The organism is Mesorhizobium sp. P2_C5_2 (genome assembly GCF_056404535.1).
On sequence record NZ_JBFUDV010000002.1, the window covers coordinates 325,981 to 344,350 of the forward strand.

An 18,370-nucleotide genomic window follows, 5' to 3' on the forward strand; every position below is an offset into this window, starting at 1 on the left:
GAAGGCAAGCCTCGCCGCGTCTGCGTCGTGACAAATGTAATCGGTCAGGGTGGCGAAGACGCCGCCATGGTCGAACTGGCCAAGCTTTTCGCCGAAGATGGCGACGACGTCACCCTGCTATGGGTTCCCGGCAGGGATGCAGCATCTCTAGAGGAGGAGGCAGCGCGCCACCGCGACCTGGAGGCGGCCTCGGTGCGACTGGAAATTCTCGACAAGTCTGATCAGTTGCTTCCGTCGCTGGCGACGCCCGAGAGCCGGTCCGCCGCTGTGCTGCATTATCTCGAACGGTCCGGCCACGATTTGGTCTACGCGCCGCTTGAGGGCGGGTTGCCTTACTACACGCTGCTGGCGGTCGAGACTGCGGCCTTTGCCGCGCCGCCGATCGTGGTCGTCGCCCACGCTCCGGAAGAATGGGAACATGAAGCCGACAAGGCGTTCATGGACAGCACCGACGCGATTGCCGTCGCCTACATGGAGAAATACTGCGCCGAGATGGCGAACAGGACGATCTGTGTGTCGGCCGCCTTGCGACAGTGGATGTTGTCGAAGGGCTGGAAGGTGAAGAAGGCGATCGTGACGCCGATGTTGCTGTTGCAGGATCGTCTCGGTCCAGCCGGAGCGCGGCCGTCGATTGCGACGAGAAGCGCCAGAGAACTTGCCGTCTTGGCCGGGTGGCGCTTCCGCGATGGCCTGACGCTGCTTTGCGACGCGATCGACATCATCGCGCCAACGGCGCCAAAAGAGCTGACGGTCACCGCATTCGGTCCATTCGGAAAGATCATGGGCGAGCACAGCGGTGGACTGCTTCTGAGGCGCGCCGAGCGGTGGCCGTTCAAGCTCAACCTGTTGGCGTGCGCAAGCCCCGCCGCAAAGCTCGACTATGTCGCGCGGACCGGCGCACTCGCCGTCATCCCCGCCCGCGCCGCATCGACGGGCGCCGCCGTCGCCGCCTGTATCGAGGCGGGACTGCCCTTCGTTGCGACCAATGTCGACGCGAACGCCGAGAGCTGGAATGCGCAGGCGAGGCAACCTCGGCTGGTCGATCCTGACGCTGCCGCGTTGGCGCTGGCGATTTCGGCGGCGCTCAATGACCCGCCTCGCCCGCTGCCTGTCGACAGGCTCCGCCAATGTCGGCAGTCCTGGCTGGATACGCGCAATTTGCCGACGCCAACCAAGCGCAGGCGCGTTGATAAAAGTGCCGGGTCGTCACCACTGGTCTCTATCGTCATGGCCCATCGCAACCGGCCGCTCTATCTGAAACAGGCAATTGCAGCGATCGAGGCGCAAACCTACGATCACCTGGAGCTGGTTCTGGTCGACGACGGAAGCGACCTGGACGAAGCCAGGCGATTGCTGGATACGCTGGAACCGACCTTCCGTCAGCGCGGATGGAAGATCCTGCGCCGACCGCACAAGCATCTCGGCGCGGCGCGAAATGCCGGCATCCGCGCTTCGCGTGGCGAGCTGATCCTGTTCGTCGACGATGACAACGCGCTGTTTGCGGAGGCCGTCGATCATTTCGTGCGTGCCATGGCAACATCGGGCGCCGACATCTGCACTGCGTTCCAACTGATCTTCTACGAGGATTTTGTGCCCGAGGATCGCGCCGACGGGCTGATCCAGTACCTGCCCCTGGGTGGTCCCGACGCGCTCGGCCTGATCCACAACGTCTACGGCGACGCGAATGCGATGATGCGCCGATCTGTGTTCTCGCAGATCGGGTTCTTGATCGAAAAACCCGGCTACGCCATGCACGACTGGGAGTTCTTTGCGCGAGCCTCTCTCGCGGGTCTCAAGATCAGGACGATTCCAAAACCGCTATACTGGTATCGCTCGAAACCGGATGGAATGTTCCGGACGTCGAATTGGTACGACAACCGGCTTCCCGTCCTGGAGGCGTTCAGCTCGAGCCAATCCGATGACGTCCGCCTGCTGCATCATCTGGCCATCGCCCAGAACACGCACCGGTCCGAAATTGAGAGTGCCCGCGAAAACCTGAAATACACCCCCGGCAATCGAAAATATCGGGAGCTCTGCGACATCGAACCGAACAGCGATGCAGCCATAGAAAAACTCGCGAGCATTGCTGGGTCGATCGGTCGGCCCGATACGGCTGCCACCTTGCTTGGACGCCCCGCCGCCACATACCACAATGCCCCGGACCGTCCTGATGTCGGCGGCAGTTCGATCACCCTCGACTACGACATGCTGAGGAGCGCGCGGTTGCTTACGCCGCGCGTCTCGGCTCTCCCGCTGCTGCTTGTCGCGCCGGATGACGGCGGGGTGTTCTTGCGTCCGCATGCGGACGGCGCGGTCGCTGCATCGCTTGATCATCAATTTCCAGCCTTCTTCCGGAAGGTGGAAGCAACCGTTGAAATCGCTCATGCCGATGCGCCGGCGATGGATTTTGCTCTCGCCCTTGCTCGACCCGACCAAACCATAGATTGGCAACAGGATATCGGCGCGCAAACGATCGCCTTTTCAGGCTGGATGAGCATCGAAGACAGATTTGTGCGCCATCCCTTGGTGGCAGCGCTTCGCGCACGACGGAAGATGCCGCTTTCAATCGTTCTCGCCGTTCGTTTCGCTGGAACGTCCAATGGTTTTCCAACCAATGCTTTCTTTCGGAAGCTGACACTGTTCAGCGACTAGCGGCGATCCGCCCAAAGCAAATGAAATCTCCGAGCGCCAGCGAGACCCTAGCGCGATCAATTGCGCGCGTTAACCATGTTTCCCCAACCTTGCCGAAATGGTTGACAAAACGTTAATAGATGCTAATATTTCAGTGGGTTGTTTTGTGTGTGTGGGGTGCGTTATGCGCAAGGTTCATTCTTTGCTTTTGGGCGGACTTAGTCTGCTGGGTCTGAGCGTCGCTTTCTCTGGCGCGGCGCAGGCGAGTATCGATGTTGGTGTCAAGGAAGCCGAGCTTGCATGCGAGCAGGCCCTTAAAACCGGCACCATCGAGGCGCTTGAGGACTATCTGCACCGTTACCCGAATGCTCCGACCGCCTGCAAGGCGCTTGCTCTCAACAGTCTGGGCCAGTTTGCGGGCGGTGATGGGAGCAATGACCACGGTGAAGGCGGCGGCCGCTACGGCGGATAAGCATCAGGCGGATTTTTCCCTTCAGTAGTTCGGGCACATCAGGTGGCGTAGTCGCTGCGCTGGTGTTGTGTGGCCAAGGTTGATACGAATCCGGCATAGCGCTCCGAGGTTTTCATCCAGCCGAGTTCGACCAGCTGGGCAGCGTCACCGCGATAGCGGACAGACCTTTGATTGCGGAGCGCGAGTTTCGGATCGCGCTCCAGGGCCTCCATGTAGGCAGCGCGCTCCTCAAGCGTCTTTTCCTTGAGTTGCGCATTTTCACTCAGAGACGATGCTGATTTCTGGCGAAATCCCCAGACGAATTTGAAGTGCAGCAATGCGACGCGCAGTTCGCTGAATCGGACCTTGCTGATCGTGTGCTGTGCGACGTGATAATGCGTGCCCCGCCCCCATTTTACGATCGGCACCTTTGTCAGGCACGGGGGAAAGGTTTGCTTGAACCGGCCGTGCCAGAAGACCCGTTCCCTCACGCCACCGAACATCTGCTCGGGTGGATACGTACCGTCGCGGGCGCGCAGCCACCCTGGCTCCGGGTCGAAGTAGGGTGAAGCTTCAACAAGCGGGATCGTGCCATCATAACTGTATTCGGCCAACGGGCCGTCGGCATACATGTCGATCATGGAGCCGATAACTGCGTCCGCGCCGGTCGAATCGAGGTAGCTGCAAAGCTGCCGCAGGTTCGCTCGCTCAAAATCGGGATAGACGAGAAGCTCGTCAGCGTCGATCGAAAGGCACCAATGGCCGGTGCCGAACACATTCATGAGCGTGTTGATCCATCGCGGCGGATCGATGTTTTCAGCGAAATGCGATCCTTCCGTGTGGAAGCAGTGGCTGTCCGGCTGCTCCAGGATCAGCTCACGCGTCCCGTCCGTGGAGCCATTGTCCAGGAAGAAAAACCGATCGACGCCGAGGCCGCGGTAGTGGTCGAGAAGTTGCCGCAGCAATTTGGCTTCGTTGCGCAGTCCGACAAAGCACAAGATCTCGCCATCGGTCACGTCAATCGGCCGGTCGTCCAGTCGCGCGAGATGTTTTGGGGAGCGAAGTTCAACCATCCGAACGTCATCAACCAGTTTACGCGAAAGGCAGGTGCGGTATGGAGAGTCCCGCGAAACGATTATCAAAGTGTTATCCAACTGTTGGCAAGACTGTTTCGAACGAAGCGGGCTGACAAGGGGGACTCATTGAGCGTTGGTTCCAAGGCAGGCGCCATGCCCAAGGGCAAGCGACAGGCAAGCCAGAAGCCTCGCAATGTGTGTGTCGTTTCGGAGGTTGAGTTCGGCTCGACGGTGACTGGCGATCACGGGTCGGTGACCTACGCGCTGGCGCAGCATCTGGCGGGAACCGGTGACACGGTGACGCTGCTTTGGGCGCCGAGCCCGCTCGGCAGCCAGCCCGACGATCAGGAAATCGCCAGGCTACGCAAATGGTGCTTCGACAATTTCCTGGTGCGGCTCGAATTGTTGCCGCAGTCGCCCGAGTTGCTGCGCGGCATGGATTCCAGCGACAAGAACTCATTGGCTGTCTACCACTACCTCAAGCAGAACGCATTCGACGTCGTCTATTTTGCGCTTGAAGGCGGACTGGCGCATTTCTCTGCCCTTGCGAAGCGAACAGGCGTCTTTCCCGACCCTCCTGCGATCGTCGTGCTCGCGCATGAGCCGCTTATGTGGAAGCTGGAAGCCAATTCCCGGGCGGTCGAACGAAAAGAGCAGATGACCGTCGCGCACATGGAAAAGACGTCGGCCGAGACGTGCGACCATCTTGTCATCGCTGGCCAGTCGCTGCTCGACTGGATGGCCAAGGCGGCATGGAAGCTGCCCACCAGCCATCACATTGCTGCGCCCCTGGAGCCGGAGGAGTGGCGTTCGAACTTCGCTGTCGATCACTACAGGCCGCGAGAGCGGCCCGCCGCCGAAGTGGTTCATTTCTCAGGCACAGAGGCGCGTGATGGACTGACGCTGTTCTGCGATGCGCTCGATCGTCTGGCCGACAGCGGCGTCACCGATCTGACAGTGACTGTTGTCGGCACGTTTGGTCATGTCCTGGGCGAGCATTCGGGCGGCATGATCGTTCGGCGTGCGCGGCAATGGCCGTTCAAATTGAAGCTCCTGCCCATTCGAGATGAGCCTGATATCTACAGATACCTGCGGCAGAGTCATGCGCTGGTGGCGATGACGCACTCAGCGGCTCAGCTCCCGCTGGAAGTGATGACGTGCCTCGACGAAGAGATTCCGTTCATCGCGACAGATGTCGGCAGCATACGTGACGTGCTCCATCCGAAGTCGGCCGACGCCGTCATGATGGAGGCGTCAGCTTCCGCCATCGCGGCCAAAATTGCGGCTGTGATGGAAAGCCGATCGTTTGGTCCGGCGAAGCCCCTGCAAAAACGGGAAGCGCGCGAGAAAGCCTGGAGCAGACTGCACGCAAAATTCTCCCGTGATCCCGGTAAGGTCTCCAGCCGCAGCCGCAGCCGGCCACCGCTCGTTTCGATCATAACGGCGCACTACAACCGCGCGCGCCTGTTGCCGCAGGCGATTGCCTCGGTTCGACGCCAGGACTATTCCAACATCGAACTGATCGTCGTCGATGACGGCAGCACCGATCCAGATGCAATCCAATTGTTGGCGGAGCTCGAGCCGGAGTTCGAGCAGCGAGGCTGGCTGATCATCCGGCAGAAGAACGGCTTCCTCGGCAAGGCGCGCAACACGGGAATCCGCGCCGCCAAGGGGTCACTGATCCTGTTCCTGGACGACGACAACGTGCTGTTCCCAAATGCCGTCAGTACGTTCGTCACCGGCATGCAGAATTCCGGCGCCGATATCTGCACGACCTTCGCCAAGTGGCTCAACGAGCCCTTCGTGCCGCCGGATACCAAGAGCGGCTACATGCTCTACTTCCCGGTTGGCGGACCTACGGACATCGCCATGCTCAACAATCCGTATGGCGATGCCAATGCGATGTTCCGGCGTGAGGTGTTCGACAAGATAGGTTACCTGAACGAAGAGCGGGGCTTTTCCGCCAGCGATTGGGAGTTTTTCCTTCGTGCGGACCTGGCAGGTCTGGAGATCGTCCCCGTCCCGGAGCCGCTCTATTGGTACCGGTCGGCACCGACGGGCATGAATCGAAATGCCGAGTGGTTGAGGAATCGCAAACCGATCATCGCTGTCTTTCGAAAGCATAGATTCGCGAAAACGGACATGTTCGTGCAACTCGGCATCAGCTCGAACACCGACAATCACGAGAAAGAGCTCAACCTCTGGAATTTGGAGCTGCGCGTCAACGACGAGCGGTATCTCAGATTGAGCACTGGTCCCGCCAACACCGCAGACGCAATGCAGTTGCTGGCCGAGATCGCGGCACGCGAAGGCAGGGCGGATACCGCAATTTCGCTTCTCGCCCATGCAGGACGAACCGACTTCGCCCTGGGTGTGGTTGAAATACTCAACGCGGCGACCGAAGAGACCGTGCCGGAGTTACATTCCTCACTTTACCGCGAGCAGTATCTTTCCGCCGAGCCCATGCGCCTGGCTCATGTCAGTTCGTATCCGAATGCCGATCCGAACCTGCTGAGCTATGTCGAACAATCGCCGGACCAGTTGTTCCTCGAAGCCAAGGGCAGCAATGTCACCATGGCTTTGCTGAAAGGCGTCTGCCCGCCGGGCGCCATAGGCGCCAGTTGTTGGGTTTACCTCGACGAGGAGCTGACAGGCTCCGCGCAGTTTCAGCTCGCGATCGTGGACGCGGAAAACCAGACCTTCAGCAATCTCGCCCAGCTGCTTGAGGATGGGAGCGGGAGCGGTTGGGCTGATGTCAGCCGACGGCACGAGGCGCGTGAGATAGGGGCGACCGTCAGTTCGCCGGCAACCGGCCGACGCGATTTGTTGTTTGCAGTCAAATGCGGCGGCAGCCGCCCGGACGCGCGCGTACTCGGCGGCTTTTCGAGCGTTCAGATCCGCCATGTCGTTTCGACCGACGCGAAGCGCCCGCGCCTCAACGCACCGCAACAGCGCCAACGCATGCGTCGAATGACCAATGATGAACTGAAGCGTGCGACGCTTGTGACTAACCATCCGTCCGAGCTACCGACGCTGCTCATCGCCGGCGACAATGGCGGCATATTCCTGCGGCCAAACACGCGTGGCCCGGTTGTTGCCGCCCTCAATTCGGCCTTCCCGGCCTTTGCCAGAAGTGTCGTCGCGACGGTGGAGATCGCTCACGATGACGCTTCCCCATTCGAGTTCGCCATGGCGCTGGGCAGGCAGGAAGAAAAACTCGTGTGGAAACACGATGCTCCGGTGGGCGCCTTGTCATTCTCCGGATGGACGCGCGTTTCGAGGCCTTTCGAACTGCATGACCTGAAAGTTTCGATCCGGGAGATCGATCGCAAGTGGCTGACGATCTATCTGGCAATCCGATTGCCACGCGGCTCGAAGCCGATGCCGTCCAATGCTTTCTGGCGCAAGTTATTGCTGGTGTGGGACTAGCAGGCAGGCGTCGTCGATCGCGAGAACGTTACCTTGTCGAAGAACTGAATGCGGTACTAAACTGAGCGAGTTCAGGAGGTGCCAGAAGATGAAGAAGTCATTCAGTCTTGTTCTGGCCCTTATTATCATTGTCGGCAGCGCAGCATTTTTCGGTGCGATCGCCCAGGAACGCGACGTGGGGCCGAAATGCGTCCAGTGGAACTCGTACCGCGTCCTGTTCAATAAGGGCGACGGCAAGATATCCGGGGAATCCGCGAAGTCCCTGGCGGCGTTCATCAAGGATGCCGGGCACGATTGCGGCTACCGGCTCTACGCAACGGCGAGCAAGGAAGGCAACTACAACAAAGCCTACGACGTCGCTGGTCGCAGGCTCAATGCAACCGGCGATTTTCTCAAGGCGCAAGGCGTCAAGCCCGAAATGGTGCTGGCGCTTTCGCATTGGGTTGATGACGCCGCCGACACCAATACGGCGCGGAGCGCGATACTGTACACGCTGCCAAAGCAAGGAATATCGTGCCGGCAATATGAGAAGCGCAGCGCTGTGCAGGTCGACCTGTTTTTCTATAGCCAGTCATACGTGATTTCACCGCAGGTCAAGGCCGACCTTGAGAAGTTCGCGGCCAGCATCCGAGACTCGCGCTGCAATGTCGAACTGACGGCTTTCGCGGCCAGGGAATTCACCGGCGCCGACGCTGCAAAGACGAACAAGGAACTGGCCAAGCAGCGCGTGAAGGCGATCGAGGATATCTTGACCGCGGCCGGGATCGACAGCGACCGTCTGGTGGACACGAACGTCGAATACGTTGGCGACCAGAAGCCGAACGTCGTTCGCAGTCGTCAGGCAACCGCGTCCCTGATGTAACGGCTCGCGAAATCTGGATTGGCCGGCGCCTTTCGGACGCGCCTTGCCTGACAACTACCTTGTGTTGGCGCTGTCGCGCAGGCGTTCCATGCCGGCGGCTTCGATGACGGCGTGGTTCACCTCGCGCCAATTGCATCGGGACGTTGTCAACACCGCCGATTTCGCGCAAGCCTGACTGGGAGAGTCGCGATGGAGGGCGGGCTTGATGCAGGTCTTCGATGGCAGGTAGCACAGTGCTGGTCACGGGCGCCCGCGCGCCGGTGGCGCTGCATCTGGCGCGACTGCTGCACGGCGCCGGGCGGCGGGTGATCCTGGCCGACAGTCCGGTCCGGCCGATCGCCGCGGCGAGCACGGCATGCGCCGCCTACTATCGCCTGCCGCCGCCACGCTTTGCTGGCGAAGCCTGTGCACAATCCGTGGAAGCGCTTGTCCGTGCGGAAGACATCGAACTCGTTATCCCGACTTGCGAGGAAGTGTTGTATCTCGGCCAGCTCTGGCGCGACCGCGCCATGCCGGCCCGCCTGTTCGCGCCCGACATGGCGATGCTCGCCCGCGTCCACAACAAGCATACCTTCATCCGGCTGGCGCAAAGCCTTGGCCTCGACGTGCCTGAGACGACACTGCTGCAAAGCGATACCGATCTCGCAAGTGTACGCGATCGTTCGCGCCAACTGGTGTTCAAGCCGGTGTGGTCGCGCTTCGCCAGACACGTGCTGCTGCGACCATCGCCAGGCGACCTCGACGCCGTTCGCCCCTCACCCGCCGCCGCGTGGGTGGCGCAGCGCTTCATCGCCGGCGACGAGATCAGTGCCTATGCGGTGGCGCTGGACGGCAAGCTCAAGGCGCTGGCGCTCTACCGTTCGCTCTACCGTGCCGGCAAAGGCGCCGGCATCTGTTTCGAGCCGGTCGAAGACGCCGCCGCTCGGCGCTTTGTCGAGACCTTCGTCGCCGGCGCTGGCTGGACCGGCCAGATTTCGTTCGACCTGATCCGCGAGAAGGACGGCAAGGTGCTGCCGCTAGAGTGCAATCCGCGCGCCGTGAGCGGCTTGCATTTCTTTCGCGATCCGCAGCGCTTTGCCGACGCTGTGCTGGACGACGGTCCGGAGGTGAAGCCTGATGTCGCCAGGCTGCAGACGGTGCGGCTAGCGATGTGGATCTATGGATTGCCGGCGGCGCTGCGATCGGGTGGTCTTGGCCGCTTCCGCCAAACTATGCGCGAGGCCGATGAGTTGCTCGACTGGCCGAATGATCCCGCACCTAAGAAAGCGCAATGGCGCGCTCTGGCCGAGATAGCAGGCACAGCACTGCGCGAGCGCATCAGCCTGCAGGCCGCGTCGACGCGGGATATCGAGTGGAACGGGCCGGATCAGACGTAGAAGAGATCTCGCAGTTTTCTTACAGCTCGATCTGGTACACTCTCGGTTCAGCCGCCGCCGGTGGCATCTTGCCTGCCATGATCGCCGCAATGTCGCGGCGCAGGAAATCCAGCGGGCCGATCGCCGGCAGCACTTGCGGCGGGATGCGGGCATTGTCGCTGGCCGATTTCAGCACCCGGCGATCCTGCTGCAGCGCGAAGGCGAAGAGCGGCCGGAAGGCCAGCGCCTTGAGCTCGCCGAACAGGCCCTGGCGTGGGCCGATGAGCCAGCCGACGCCCTCGACTGTCCGCTCGTCCGCTTGGCGCAAATGGAAGGTGGTCGCCAGCGCCAGACCGCCCTTTCCCCAATATTCCAGTTCGACGATGCCTGGATGGCGGTAACGGCCGATGGTCCTGGCGCGCTCGCCTTCAAGGAGACGGCTGACCAGCCCCTGCTGGCGGTCCTCGCCGGTGTAGCAGCTTTCGACCCAGCCCTCGCCGCCGGTCACCTCGACGCGCACGAGATGGCGCTTTGCGGTGAGACCACGCAGCACGCCCTTGTGGGTGAAGTGGGTGTGGGTGGCGTCGAGAATGTTCTCGGCCGCGTCGAGAACCGTCGATTGCGCCGAACTGCGCACGCGCTTCACGACGACATCCTTGCCCTGCATGCAGTGGAGATAGGGCTCGGCCTCGGGTGTGCCCGACGAGATGAAGACGACGCCGTCGCGCTCGATGGCGCTGTAGCGGCGGACGCGATAGTGCGGGATGTCACCGACATGGCCGGGAATTGCTGTGCAGCGTCCCTCGCCATTGTAGCGCCAGCCATGATAGGGGCATTCGATCTCACCGCCGACGACCTTGCCGGTCGACAGTTCGACCAGCCGGTGGGCGCAGCGGTCGAACAGGGCGGCGATGCCTTGCGTCGAGCGAAACAGCACCAACGGCGCGCCATCGAACAGGATGCGTTTCGGCTTGGCTTTGACATCGGCCGACAGCACCACCGCCTGCCAATAGTCTTTGTCTTTTTGCTGCCGGGCTTCGCTCAAAGTTCAAATCTCCTGAGCAGGGGAATACCGATCCTCGCCAGCACAAATTCCATGATCCGCACCGCCACGCGTTGGCGGCGCGGCAGATGGCCGGCATAGACGGCGTTGTATTCGACCGTCGCCACGGCACGGCGCAAGCGTTTGAAGGCGGCGGCGCCGGCGCTCATGTTGAAGAACAGGCCATGCGCCGTGGCATGGTCCTGTGCCAACGCCATCATCATGCGGTAGAGGCCTTCGCTCACCGGCAGGCCGGTGTCATAACCGACGATGGGCTGCGTCAGTGTCCTGCCGTTCTTCGACAAAGCGGTGACGGCGACCAGTTCTCCGCCGGGACGACGCAGGCCCGCCAGTTGCAGAATGCCGCGACGGTGCATCTCGCTGATGTAGCGGGCGGTATAGTGCGGGTTGAGCGGCGTGTATTTATCGAGATAGAGCATGCGGTAGAGCGCCTCGCAGCCCGCATAGTCGGCCTCGCTGAAGTCGGCATCCCCGACCATCTCGAACGACGTCGTGCGCAGCTGCTTGCGGTCGCGCTTCATGTCGTTGGTCATGGCCGAACCGCGCTCAGTGAAAATGTAGATCTGTCGCGCCGCCAGCATTCGAAAACCTTGCGCCTTCAGCGCGGCGATGGTCGAGGGATCGGCAATCTCGTTCAGCGAGCGGATGACGATGGCTCGGTCGGGAAAGCGCGCGGTGAGATCGTCGCGGATCGCAGCGACGGCCTTGCGGTCGAGCAGTGGCACCGGATTGGTCGAATAGAGCCAGTTGTTGACCTGCACCTGATGGTCGAGGCCACTCGCCCTGACCAGCGGCGCGCAGAGGCCGATCAGCATCCGGATCGCTCTTTGCAGCAAAGGCGAGGAGACGAAGTTGCGGGTCTCGTCGATGGCGTAGTCGATATAGGCGCTGGACGGGCAGCAGATATAACAATTCGGCGCTTCGCTTCTGTCGTTCAGCGTCAGCGGGAAGCAGCGGCCGGCGCTCTCGAAAGTCTCGACGGCCACCGTCAGATTGCGGACGAGGTCACGCACCGGCACCTCGTTGAAAAGCCGCACGAAAGCGTCGACGTCGTGCGGGCTGTTCTCCACCCGGTCCAGTTGCTCTCGCGGCAATGCGGCAGGCTGGTTCACGGCCCCGCTCCCAACCGGCATTCGACCCGGCGTAGTTTACGGCCGGTCTCCAACGGCAGGTCCTTGCGCACCAGACTGACCGTCGCTGTCGCCTGGCGCGCCGCCAGCAGCGTGCGCACGGCCCGATGCGCGGCGATAGCGGCTTCGTCGGCAAGCCCGGGGGCCAGGCTGAGTTCGATCGCATCGGGCGCGGTCTGGACCAGGCGGAAATCGTCGATGCGCCTGTCGGCTTTGAGCACGGCGTTGCGCAGGATGTCGGGCGTCACAAGAAACTGCCCGTGCGGCGAGGCAAGCCGGAAGGCATCGTCCATGCGGCCGACGATCTCGTCCACCGTGCGCAGTGGCGAACCGCAACGGCATGGCGTTTCGGAGAGCCGCAACAGATCGTTCATGCGGTAGCGCGCCATGATCTGGGTCTGGCGACGAAAGGCGGTGACCAGCGGCATGACCAGGCCGCCGCCGGCCGGCTCGAACTCGAAGTACACAGAATCCTCGGCCAGATGCAGCCCGCCCTTTCGGCACGTGACGGCGAACAGCCCCTCCGTCGCCATGTAGATCTGGTCCAGTGGCAGCCGGAAGAATGTTTCGATGACCGGACGATCGACCGGATCGAGCGTTTCGGCGGCGCTGAAGACGCGCTGAGGCCTCAGCCGAAAGCCCTCGGCCGCGAAATGCCGCAGCATTTTTGGCGGCGCGATGATCACCGTCGGCGCGAAATCCTCGAGTGCGGCACGCCAACTCTCCGGCCCGCGCGTCAGGTCGAAGAAGCCGAGGTCGATGCGCCGCGATTTGCGCGCGCTCTCGTAGAGCCCGGTATTTTGCGGCAGGATCACCGCCACGCGCTGCCGGCGCCAGAGCAGATCGGGTACGGCCTTGGCCAGGATCGTGCCCAGCCAGCGGTATTTCTCCGCATCGGAAATGACGAACAGGCCGCGATTGCCCGACGTGCCAGTGCTGGCGCCGACCGTCAGCTCGCCGATGCGGCCATCACCGGCCTGCGCCTTCCAGGCCTCCGCGGCTGAGACGCCATGAATGTTGAAGTGGTCGAAATTGCCCATCACCGTCGCCTTGTCGGTCACCGGCAGATCACCGAGATGGCGCGGCGCTTTGCCATAGAACGGCGCACGCGGCAGGTCGCGGTCGAGAAAGCGACGCAAGGCATGCGCCTGCCAGCGTTCGAAACTCTCGCGGCTCTTGCGCGAGAGCCATCGCGTCAACACAAACGAGCCAATTGCCTCGGCCGGCCCGTTCATGCGTTTTCTCCATCAAGATCGTAGGCCGTCACCGCCGGATCATGACAAAGCACGACCTCGCCGCCGGTTGCCAGAAACCGACGCAACATCGCGCTGGTCGGATCGAGCTCGCCGGCATCCTCGGCCAGCAGGGTAGCCGGCAGACCGGGTGTCCGGTTTTCGACAAGGGCTTCGATCAGCCATTGCGCATCGACGGCGTAGAGCAGTGGCCGCTCCAGATTGGGGAACAGCAGGCCGAACTGGCCATCGGCATGGCCGGGCAGATCGACGGCGACAACGCTGCGGTCGCCGAACAGGTCGGCGCCGCCAGGGACATCACCGCGCGGCTCGATTTTCCGTTTCGACGACAGCCCGTCGAGCCGGGTCTCGAAGTCAGGCGGGAACAGTTCCTTGAACACGCCATGGCGCAGATTCTGCCACGCCGTCTTGGCCTTTGCGCGCGCCCAGGCAGCGTCATTGGCGATGAAGCGGGCATTGGGAAACAGAGACAAGCCGGACATGTGGTCGGCATGGAAATGAGTGACGATGACTGTGCGAACATCTTCCGGCGACAGGCCGAAACGCGCCAGCACCGGCTGCGGCTGCTCGGCTTCGTTGAGCTCGGGCCGGAGGATCGCACTGTAGAGACGCAGCGCCGTGCTGCGCTCGCTGCCTTGAGTCACGTGCGGTGTGTAGCCGGTATCGATCAGCACCGGGCCGACCTGCGGATGCAGGATCAGCCCGTAGCGAACACGCAGCCTGACCTTCGTCCAACTGCCGCCGCGCAGGATCAGGCGTTCGGCCGCGCTGACAAAGGCGCTGTTGGCGAAGACGATCTTCACGCCGTTCCCTCCGTCGCCTTGCCGAAGGTGCGATCGAGCCCTTCCTCGAACGACACTTTCGGTGCCCAGTCGAGGATGCGGCCGGCCTTGGTAATGTCGAGGCTCTGCGCATAGGCGAACAGGCCAAGACCGTAGCGCGTGACCGGCGGTTCGGGCCGGCCGGGCAGAAGCTCAGCCACCGTCTCCGCCAACCCGGCCGCCAGCATTGCCGGCCATAGCGGCATCTTGCGCCAGCGCGGCTGCACACCGGCACGGGCGCAGGCCGCCTCGGCAATGTGGCGCACCGGCACCACCTCTCCGCCGGAGACGTTGAAGATCTGACTCTCGGCGGCACTGCCGGCAGACAGTGCGGCAAGCACCACGTCGACGACGTCATCGATGTGAGTGAGATCGATGCGCGCTTGGCCATCGCGAAACAGCGGCAGCGGGCGCTGCCGCGCCACCTGCAGCAGGCGCGGCAGCAGGGTGCGGTCGCCGACGCCATAGATGCCGCGCGGACGCAGCACCACCGGGCCGATTTCAGGCGCCGTCAGCACGATCTCCTCAGCCTGCCGCTTGGTGCGGGCATAGTGGTTGACCGGCGGAGGCAGGCCAGCATCTTCGCTAACGCCGAGCTGGTCGCGATAGGCAAAACAGACTGTCGGGCTGGAGATATGGACGAAGCGGCGCACGCCTTGCCGACGTGCGAAATCGACAAGGCTGCGGGTTGCCACGACATTGGCTGCCTCGAAATCCGCCAACCTGCCGAAGGGCGCCGAGAGGGCCGCGCAATGGATGATCGCATCGACGCCATTGAGCGCGCGATCGGCTGACCTATCGAACGGTTGAGACAAATCGAGGCGAACAACCTTATGGCCATTGGCTTCGAGCTCAGCGCAACGTTTGGCGTCGCGACCAACGCCAAGCGCCGGTATACCCGATGCCGCCAACCGCGTCAGGACATGGGCGCCGAGAAAACCGCTGGCGCCGGTGACAAGCACGCGCGCCACGGTCAAGCTTCCAGCGCCATGCCGCCGAACGACACGCCGGCCGAGGTGCCGAGGAACAGCACCTTGGCGCCTGGCGCGATACGCCGTTCGCGGCGCGCAACGTCGAGCGCAAAGGGAATGGAAGCGGCGATCTGGTTGCCGTGGCGGGCGGCGATGTCGACCAGCTTTTCGCTGGCAAAACCGGTCTGGCGCACCATGTGCGCAAGCGCGAAAGGGCTTGCCTGGTGCGGCACGACGACATCGACATCGTCGCGCTGCCAGCCGGCGCGGTCGAGCAAATCGGCAACGAAGCCGTTGAAATGGCGTGAGGTGACGCGAAACAACTCCTTGCCGTCCATGTGGAACAGGCTGTGGCGGGCGAATTCCTCCGGCTGGCGATGAAAGTCGAAACGCGTGCCGCCGGAGCCGATGCTGCAGGCTTCGTAGGCGGAAGGGTAGGTGCGCATCAGATTGGCCGCTACCCTGCCCTCTCCGGGCGCTGCCAGTTGCAGGACCGCCGCCGCCGCGCCATCGCCGAACAGGGCCGCGATTTCCGGCTGGTCCTGCCACGGCAGAGCGCGCGACGCGATTTCGGAGGAAAACACCAGCGCCGTCCTGTATTGCCCGGCCTCGATCAGGCGCGATGCAGTCTCGAAGGCGGTGAGGAAGCCGAGGCAGGTGCTGTTGACATCGAAGGCGGCGGCCGATCCGTCCGCCAGCCCTAGGCGATGCATGACCAGCGGTGCGGTCGCCGGCAGCGGCTGGTAAGGCACGCCGCAACCGCCGATGACCAGATCGATGCTGCTGGCACCGAGCCCGGCGTCAGCAAGCGCGAGGCGCGCCGCCGCGCAGGCAAGGTCAACTTGCGATTCGGCCTCGCAGACATAGCGTTCGATGACGCCGGTGGCAGCTTCGAGATGGCCATCGTCAAGCCCAAGCCGCGCATCGAGAGAGCGCGACGTCACGCATTGAGCCGGCACGGCTCGCCCGGTTCCGATGATCTTGACCCGCATTCTCAGCCCGCCGCGTGAGTTGCGCTTTTCGCAATCCTTAGATCGGATCGTTCTGACATAACAGCGTCGTTTTCAAGACGCGTCGGCGCAACCCTCTAGGCCTTGCGCTCCCAGCGCCGGTCGGGCGTCTGCTGCCAGTAGGTCACGGCGTGGCCGGCCTCTTTCAACGTCTTCCAATGCGTCCGGGCGCCTTCGACCTGGGCTGCGTCATGGCCGTCGAACAGGAAAACGGCGCGTTCGTAGCCGGCGAGATCCGCGGGGGCGGCGCCGTCGACAAGGAAGCGGATTTGCGCCTGATTGGGATTGACCTCGCTGGTGGTCAGAAGGATCGGCTGCTCGGCCGGATAGGCTTCGCGGTCGGTCGCGTGCGCCAGGAACGAATCGTCCCGAAATGTCCACAGATGCTGGTCGAGCGCGTCACGTCGTTCCTCGGTTCCGGTCTGCACCACGGCGCGCCAGCCGCGATCGACGCTGCGCTCGAGCAGGCCGGGTAACGCATCCTCCAGCGTCGATTCGGTCAGGTGGTAGAACAGGACATCGGCCATGCCTCAGCCTTTATCCCTCGTAATTGTCGCGCACCAGGCGGTCGAGCAGCCTGACGCCGAAGCCCGAGCCCCAGGATTGGTTGATCTCGCTCGGCGGCGAGCCCATCGCGGTGCCGGCGATGTCGAGATGCGCCCATGGCGTTTCCTTGACGAAGCGCTGCAGGAACTGCGCGGCGATGATCGCGCCGCCATAACGGCCGCCAATGTTTTTCATGTCAGCGTTCTTGGAATCGATCAGCTTGTCGTATTCGGCGCCGAGCGGCATGCGCCACAGCCGCTCCTGCGTCGCCTGGCCGGCCGCCGTCAACCTGTCCGAGAGTTCGTCATTGTTGGCGAACAGACCGGCATAGTGCTGGCCGAGCGCAACCATGATGGCGCCGGTCAGCGTCGCCAGATTGACCATGAATTTCGGCTGGAAGCGGTCGTTGCAGTACCACAGCGCATCGGCCAGCACGAGGCGGCCTTCGGCATCGGTGTTGAGCACTTCGATCGTTTGGCCCGACATCGAGGTGACGATGTCGCCGGGGCGCTGGGCGTGGCCGTCGACGGCATTTTCCACCAGCCCGATGATGCCGACGACATTGGCCTTGGCCTTGCGCGCGGCCAGCGCCTGGATGAGCCCGATGACGGCCGCGGCACCGCCCATGTCGCCCTTCATATCCTCCATGCCGGAAGCCGGCTTCATCGAGTTGCCACCGGTGTCGAAGGTGACGCCCTTGCCGACGAAGGCGACCGGTGCGTCCTTGGCCTTGCCGCCCTTCCATTGCATGACAGCCATGCGGGCGCCGCGCGGCGAGCCTTGCGCAACACCGAGCAGCGAGCCCATGCCGAGCTTCTTCATTTCCTTCTCGGTGAGGATCTCGACTTCGACGCCGAGCGCTTCCAGTTCCTTGGCGCGGGCTGCGAATTCGACCGGGCCGAGCGCATTGGCGGGTTCGTTGACCAGGTCGCGCGCAAGAAGCACGCCGTCGATGACCGCCACTTCATCGGCGAAGGCCTTTTTCGCGGCGGCCGGATCTGCGGTGTGGATGGTCACCTTGACCGGCTTCTTCGGCTCGGCGTCTTCCTTGTCCTTCCTGGTCTTGTATTTGTCGAAGGAGTAGCTGCGCAGGATGATGCCGGCGGCAAGGTTCGCCGCTTGCCTGCCGCCAATTTTTGCGCCCGGCACATCGAGAATAACGGCCACTTCCGTCGCCTTGCGCAGGGACGCGGCAATGGTGCCGCCAAGCTTCAACCAGGCAAAGTCATCGAGACCGGCAACCTTGCCAGTGCCCACCGCCACCAGCCGGTCGAGCGATGTCCCCTGCGGCGCCAGCACTTCGATGACGCTGGCGAATTTTCCGGAAAAATCCGCCACCGGAAACGCCCGCGCCAGCGTTCCGTCCGGATCGCAAGCCTTTGCCGGTTCGCCAACACCGCCATCGTCGGCCGCCAGCACGAAGACGCTGCCCTTTTTGGGCGCGGCAAATTTGGCGAAGGCGATCAACGGTCTCAAAGTCATAAGGTCCTGCTTTCGGAAACGGCTCAGATTTTCAGGGAAGATACGTTTTCAGGGAAGATGCGCGACATTTGGTCGTTTTCCTTCATTTGGCAAGACTTTGCCGGAATCGGAGGCCATATCCGCTGTGGAATCGATGACGATTCGTCGCGGCACGGCCCCGCTTTCCTGCCGCAACCTGTTGTTAACCATCGATGTTCTCCCTTTCTTATCCATTGCCGCCGACACTCCGCCCCGCGGGACGGGCGATGTGGGATGGAAGTCGGATCGAACCGCCTGAAAGAAATGGCCAA

14 protein-coding genes are annotated in these 18,370 nt (G+C 62.7%); 5 read left to right on the forward strand and 9 right to left on the reverse strand.

The window, feature by feature from the left end:
* Positions 1-66: 66 nt before the first annotated feature.
* A complete protein-coding gene (locus AC1D1B_RS08495; RefSeq protein WP_477331127.1) occupies positions 67-2,652 on the forward strand; it encodes a DUF6212 domain-containing protein in 2,586 nt (861 codons plus the stop codon).
* Between the two features lie 163 nt (positions 2,653-2,815).
* The gene (locus AC1D1B_RS08500) at positions 2,816-3,103 is read left to right on the forward strand and encodes a hypothetical protein (RefSeq protein WP_477331129.1); all 288 of its coding nucleotides are present in this window, start codon (positions 2,816-2,818) and stop codon (positions 3,101-3,103) included.
* A 38-nt stretch (positions 3,104-3,141) separates the two neighbouring features.
* Here the strand turns inward: AC1D1B_RS08500 and AC1D1B_RS08505 are convergent, their stop codons facing one another.
* Positions 3,142-4,155 (reverse strand): glycosyltransferase family 2 protein, encoded by a 1,014-nt coding sequence (locus AC1D1B_RS08505; protein WP_477331130.1) that lies wholly within the window; start codon positions 4,153-4,155, stop codon positions 3,142-3,144.
* Positions 4,156-4,284: 129 nt separating this feature from the next.
* Between AC1D1B_RS08505 and AC1D1B_RS08510 the strand changes: the two genes are divergently transcribed.
* The 3 genes from AC1D1B_RS08510 to AC1D1B_RS08520 all read left to right on the forward strand — a co-directional run bounded on the left by AC1D1B_RS08510 (position 4,285) and on the right by AC1D1B_RS08520 (position 9,825).
* Positions 4,285-7,587, forward strand: coding sequence for a DUF6212 domain-containing protein (locus tag AC1D1B_RS08510; RefSeq protein WP_477331132.1), 3,303 nt, complete (start codon positions 4,285-4,287; stop codon positions 7,585-7,587).
* A gap of 88 nt (positions 7,588-7,675) precedes the next feature.
* Positions 7,676-8,449 carry an OmpA family protein gene (locus AC1D1B_RS08515; RefSeq protein WP_477331134.1) on the forward strand — a complete coding sequence of 258 codons (774 nt, stop codon included), beginning with the start codon at positions 7,676-7,678 and terminating at the stop codon, positions 8,447-8,449.
* 218 nt (positions 8,450-8,667) lie between these two features.
* Entirely contained in the window at positions 8,668-9,825 is a 1,158-nt protein-coding gene (locus AC1D1B_RS08520) for an ATP-grasp domain-containing protein (protein WP_477331136.1), read from the forward strand.
* A gap of 19 nt (positions 9,826-9,844) precedes the next feature.
* Here AC1D1B_RS08520 and AC1D1B_RS08525 read toward each other — a convergent pair whose 3' ends face one another.
* The 8 genes from AC1D1B_RS08525 to AC1D1B_RS08560 form a co-directional block, all read right to left on the reverse strand.
* Positions 9,845-10,849 carry a Rieske 2Fe-2S domain-containing protein gene (locus tag AC1D1B_RS08525; protein ID WP_477331138.1) on the reverse strand — a complete coding sequence of 335 codons (1,005 nt, stop codon included), beginning with the start codon at positions 10,847-10,849 and terminating at the stop codon, positions 9,845-9,847.
* Positions 10,846-11,979, reverse strand: a complete 1,134-nt coding sequence (locus tag AC1D1B_RS08530) for a GNAT family N-acetyltransferase (RefSeq protein ID WP_477331140.1) — start codon at positions 11,977-11,979, stop codon at positions 10,846-10,848. The genes AC1D1B_RS08525 and AC1D1B_RS08530 overlap by 4 nt, the downstream gene beginning before the upstream one ends.
* Positions 11,976-13,232: a F390 synthetase-related protein gene (locus tag AC1D1B_RS08535; RefSeq protein WP_477331142.1), complete on the reverse strand. Its 1,257-nt coding sequence runs from the start codon at positions 13,230-13,232 to the stop codon at positions 11,976-11,978. The genes AC1D1B_RS08530 and AC1D1B_RS08535 overlap by 4 nt, the downstream gene beginning before the upstream one ends.
* Positions 13,229-14,053 (reverse strand): MBL fold metallo-hydrolase, encoded by an 825-nt coding sequence (locus AC1D1B_RS08540; RefSeq protein ID WP_477331144.1) that lies wholly within the window; start codon positions 14,051-14,053, stop codon positions 13,229-13,231. Before AC1D1B_RS08540 ends, AC1D1B_RS08535 begins: the two co-directional genes overlap by 4 nt.
* Positions 14,050-15,042 (reverse strand): NAD-dependent epimerase/dehydratase family protein, encoded by a 993-nt coding sequence (locus AC1D1B_RS08545; protein ID WP_477331146.1) that lies wholly within the window; start codon positions 15,040-15,042, stop codon positions 14,050-14,052. Before AC1D1B_RS08545 ends, AC1D1B_RS08540 begins: the two co-directional genes overlap by 4 nt.
* A 2-nt stretch (positions 15,043-15,044) precedes the next feature.
* The gene (locus AC1D1B_RS08550) at positions 15,045-16,034 is read right to left on the reverse strand and encodes a 3-oxoacyl-[acyl-carrier-protein] synthase III C-terminal domain-containing protein (protein ID WP_477331148.1); all 990 of its coding nucleotides are present in this window, start codon (positions 16,032-16,034) and stop codon (positions 15,045-15,047) included.
* Positions 16,035-16,129: 95 nt separating this feature from the next.
* Positions 16,130-16,579, reverse strand: a complete 450-nt coding sequence (locus tag AC1D1B_RS08555) for a DNA polymerase III subunit chi (protein WP_477331150.1) — start codon at positions 16,577-16,579, stop codon at positions 16,130-16,132.
* 10 nt (positions 16,580-16,589) lie between these two features.
* Positions 16,590-18,080, reverse strand: a complete 1,491-nt coding sequence (locus tag AC1D1B_RS08560) for a leucyl aminopeptidase (RefSeq protein ID WP_477331152.1) — start codon at positions 18,078-18,080, stop codon at positions 16,590-16,592.
* Positions 18,081-18,370 lie beyond the last annotated feature (290 nt).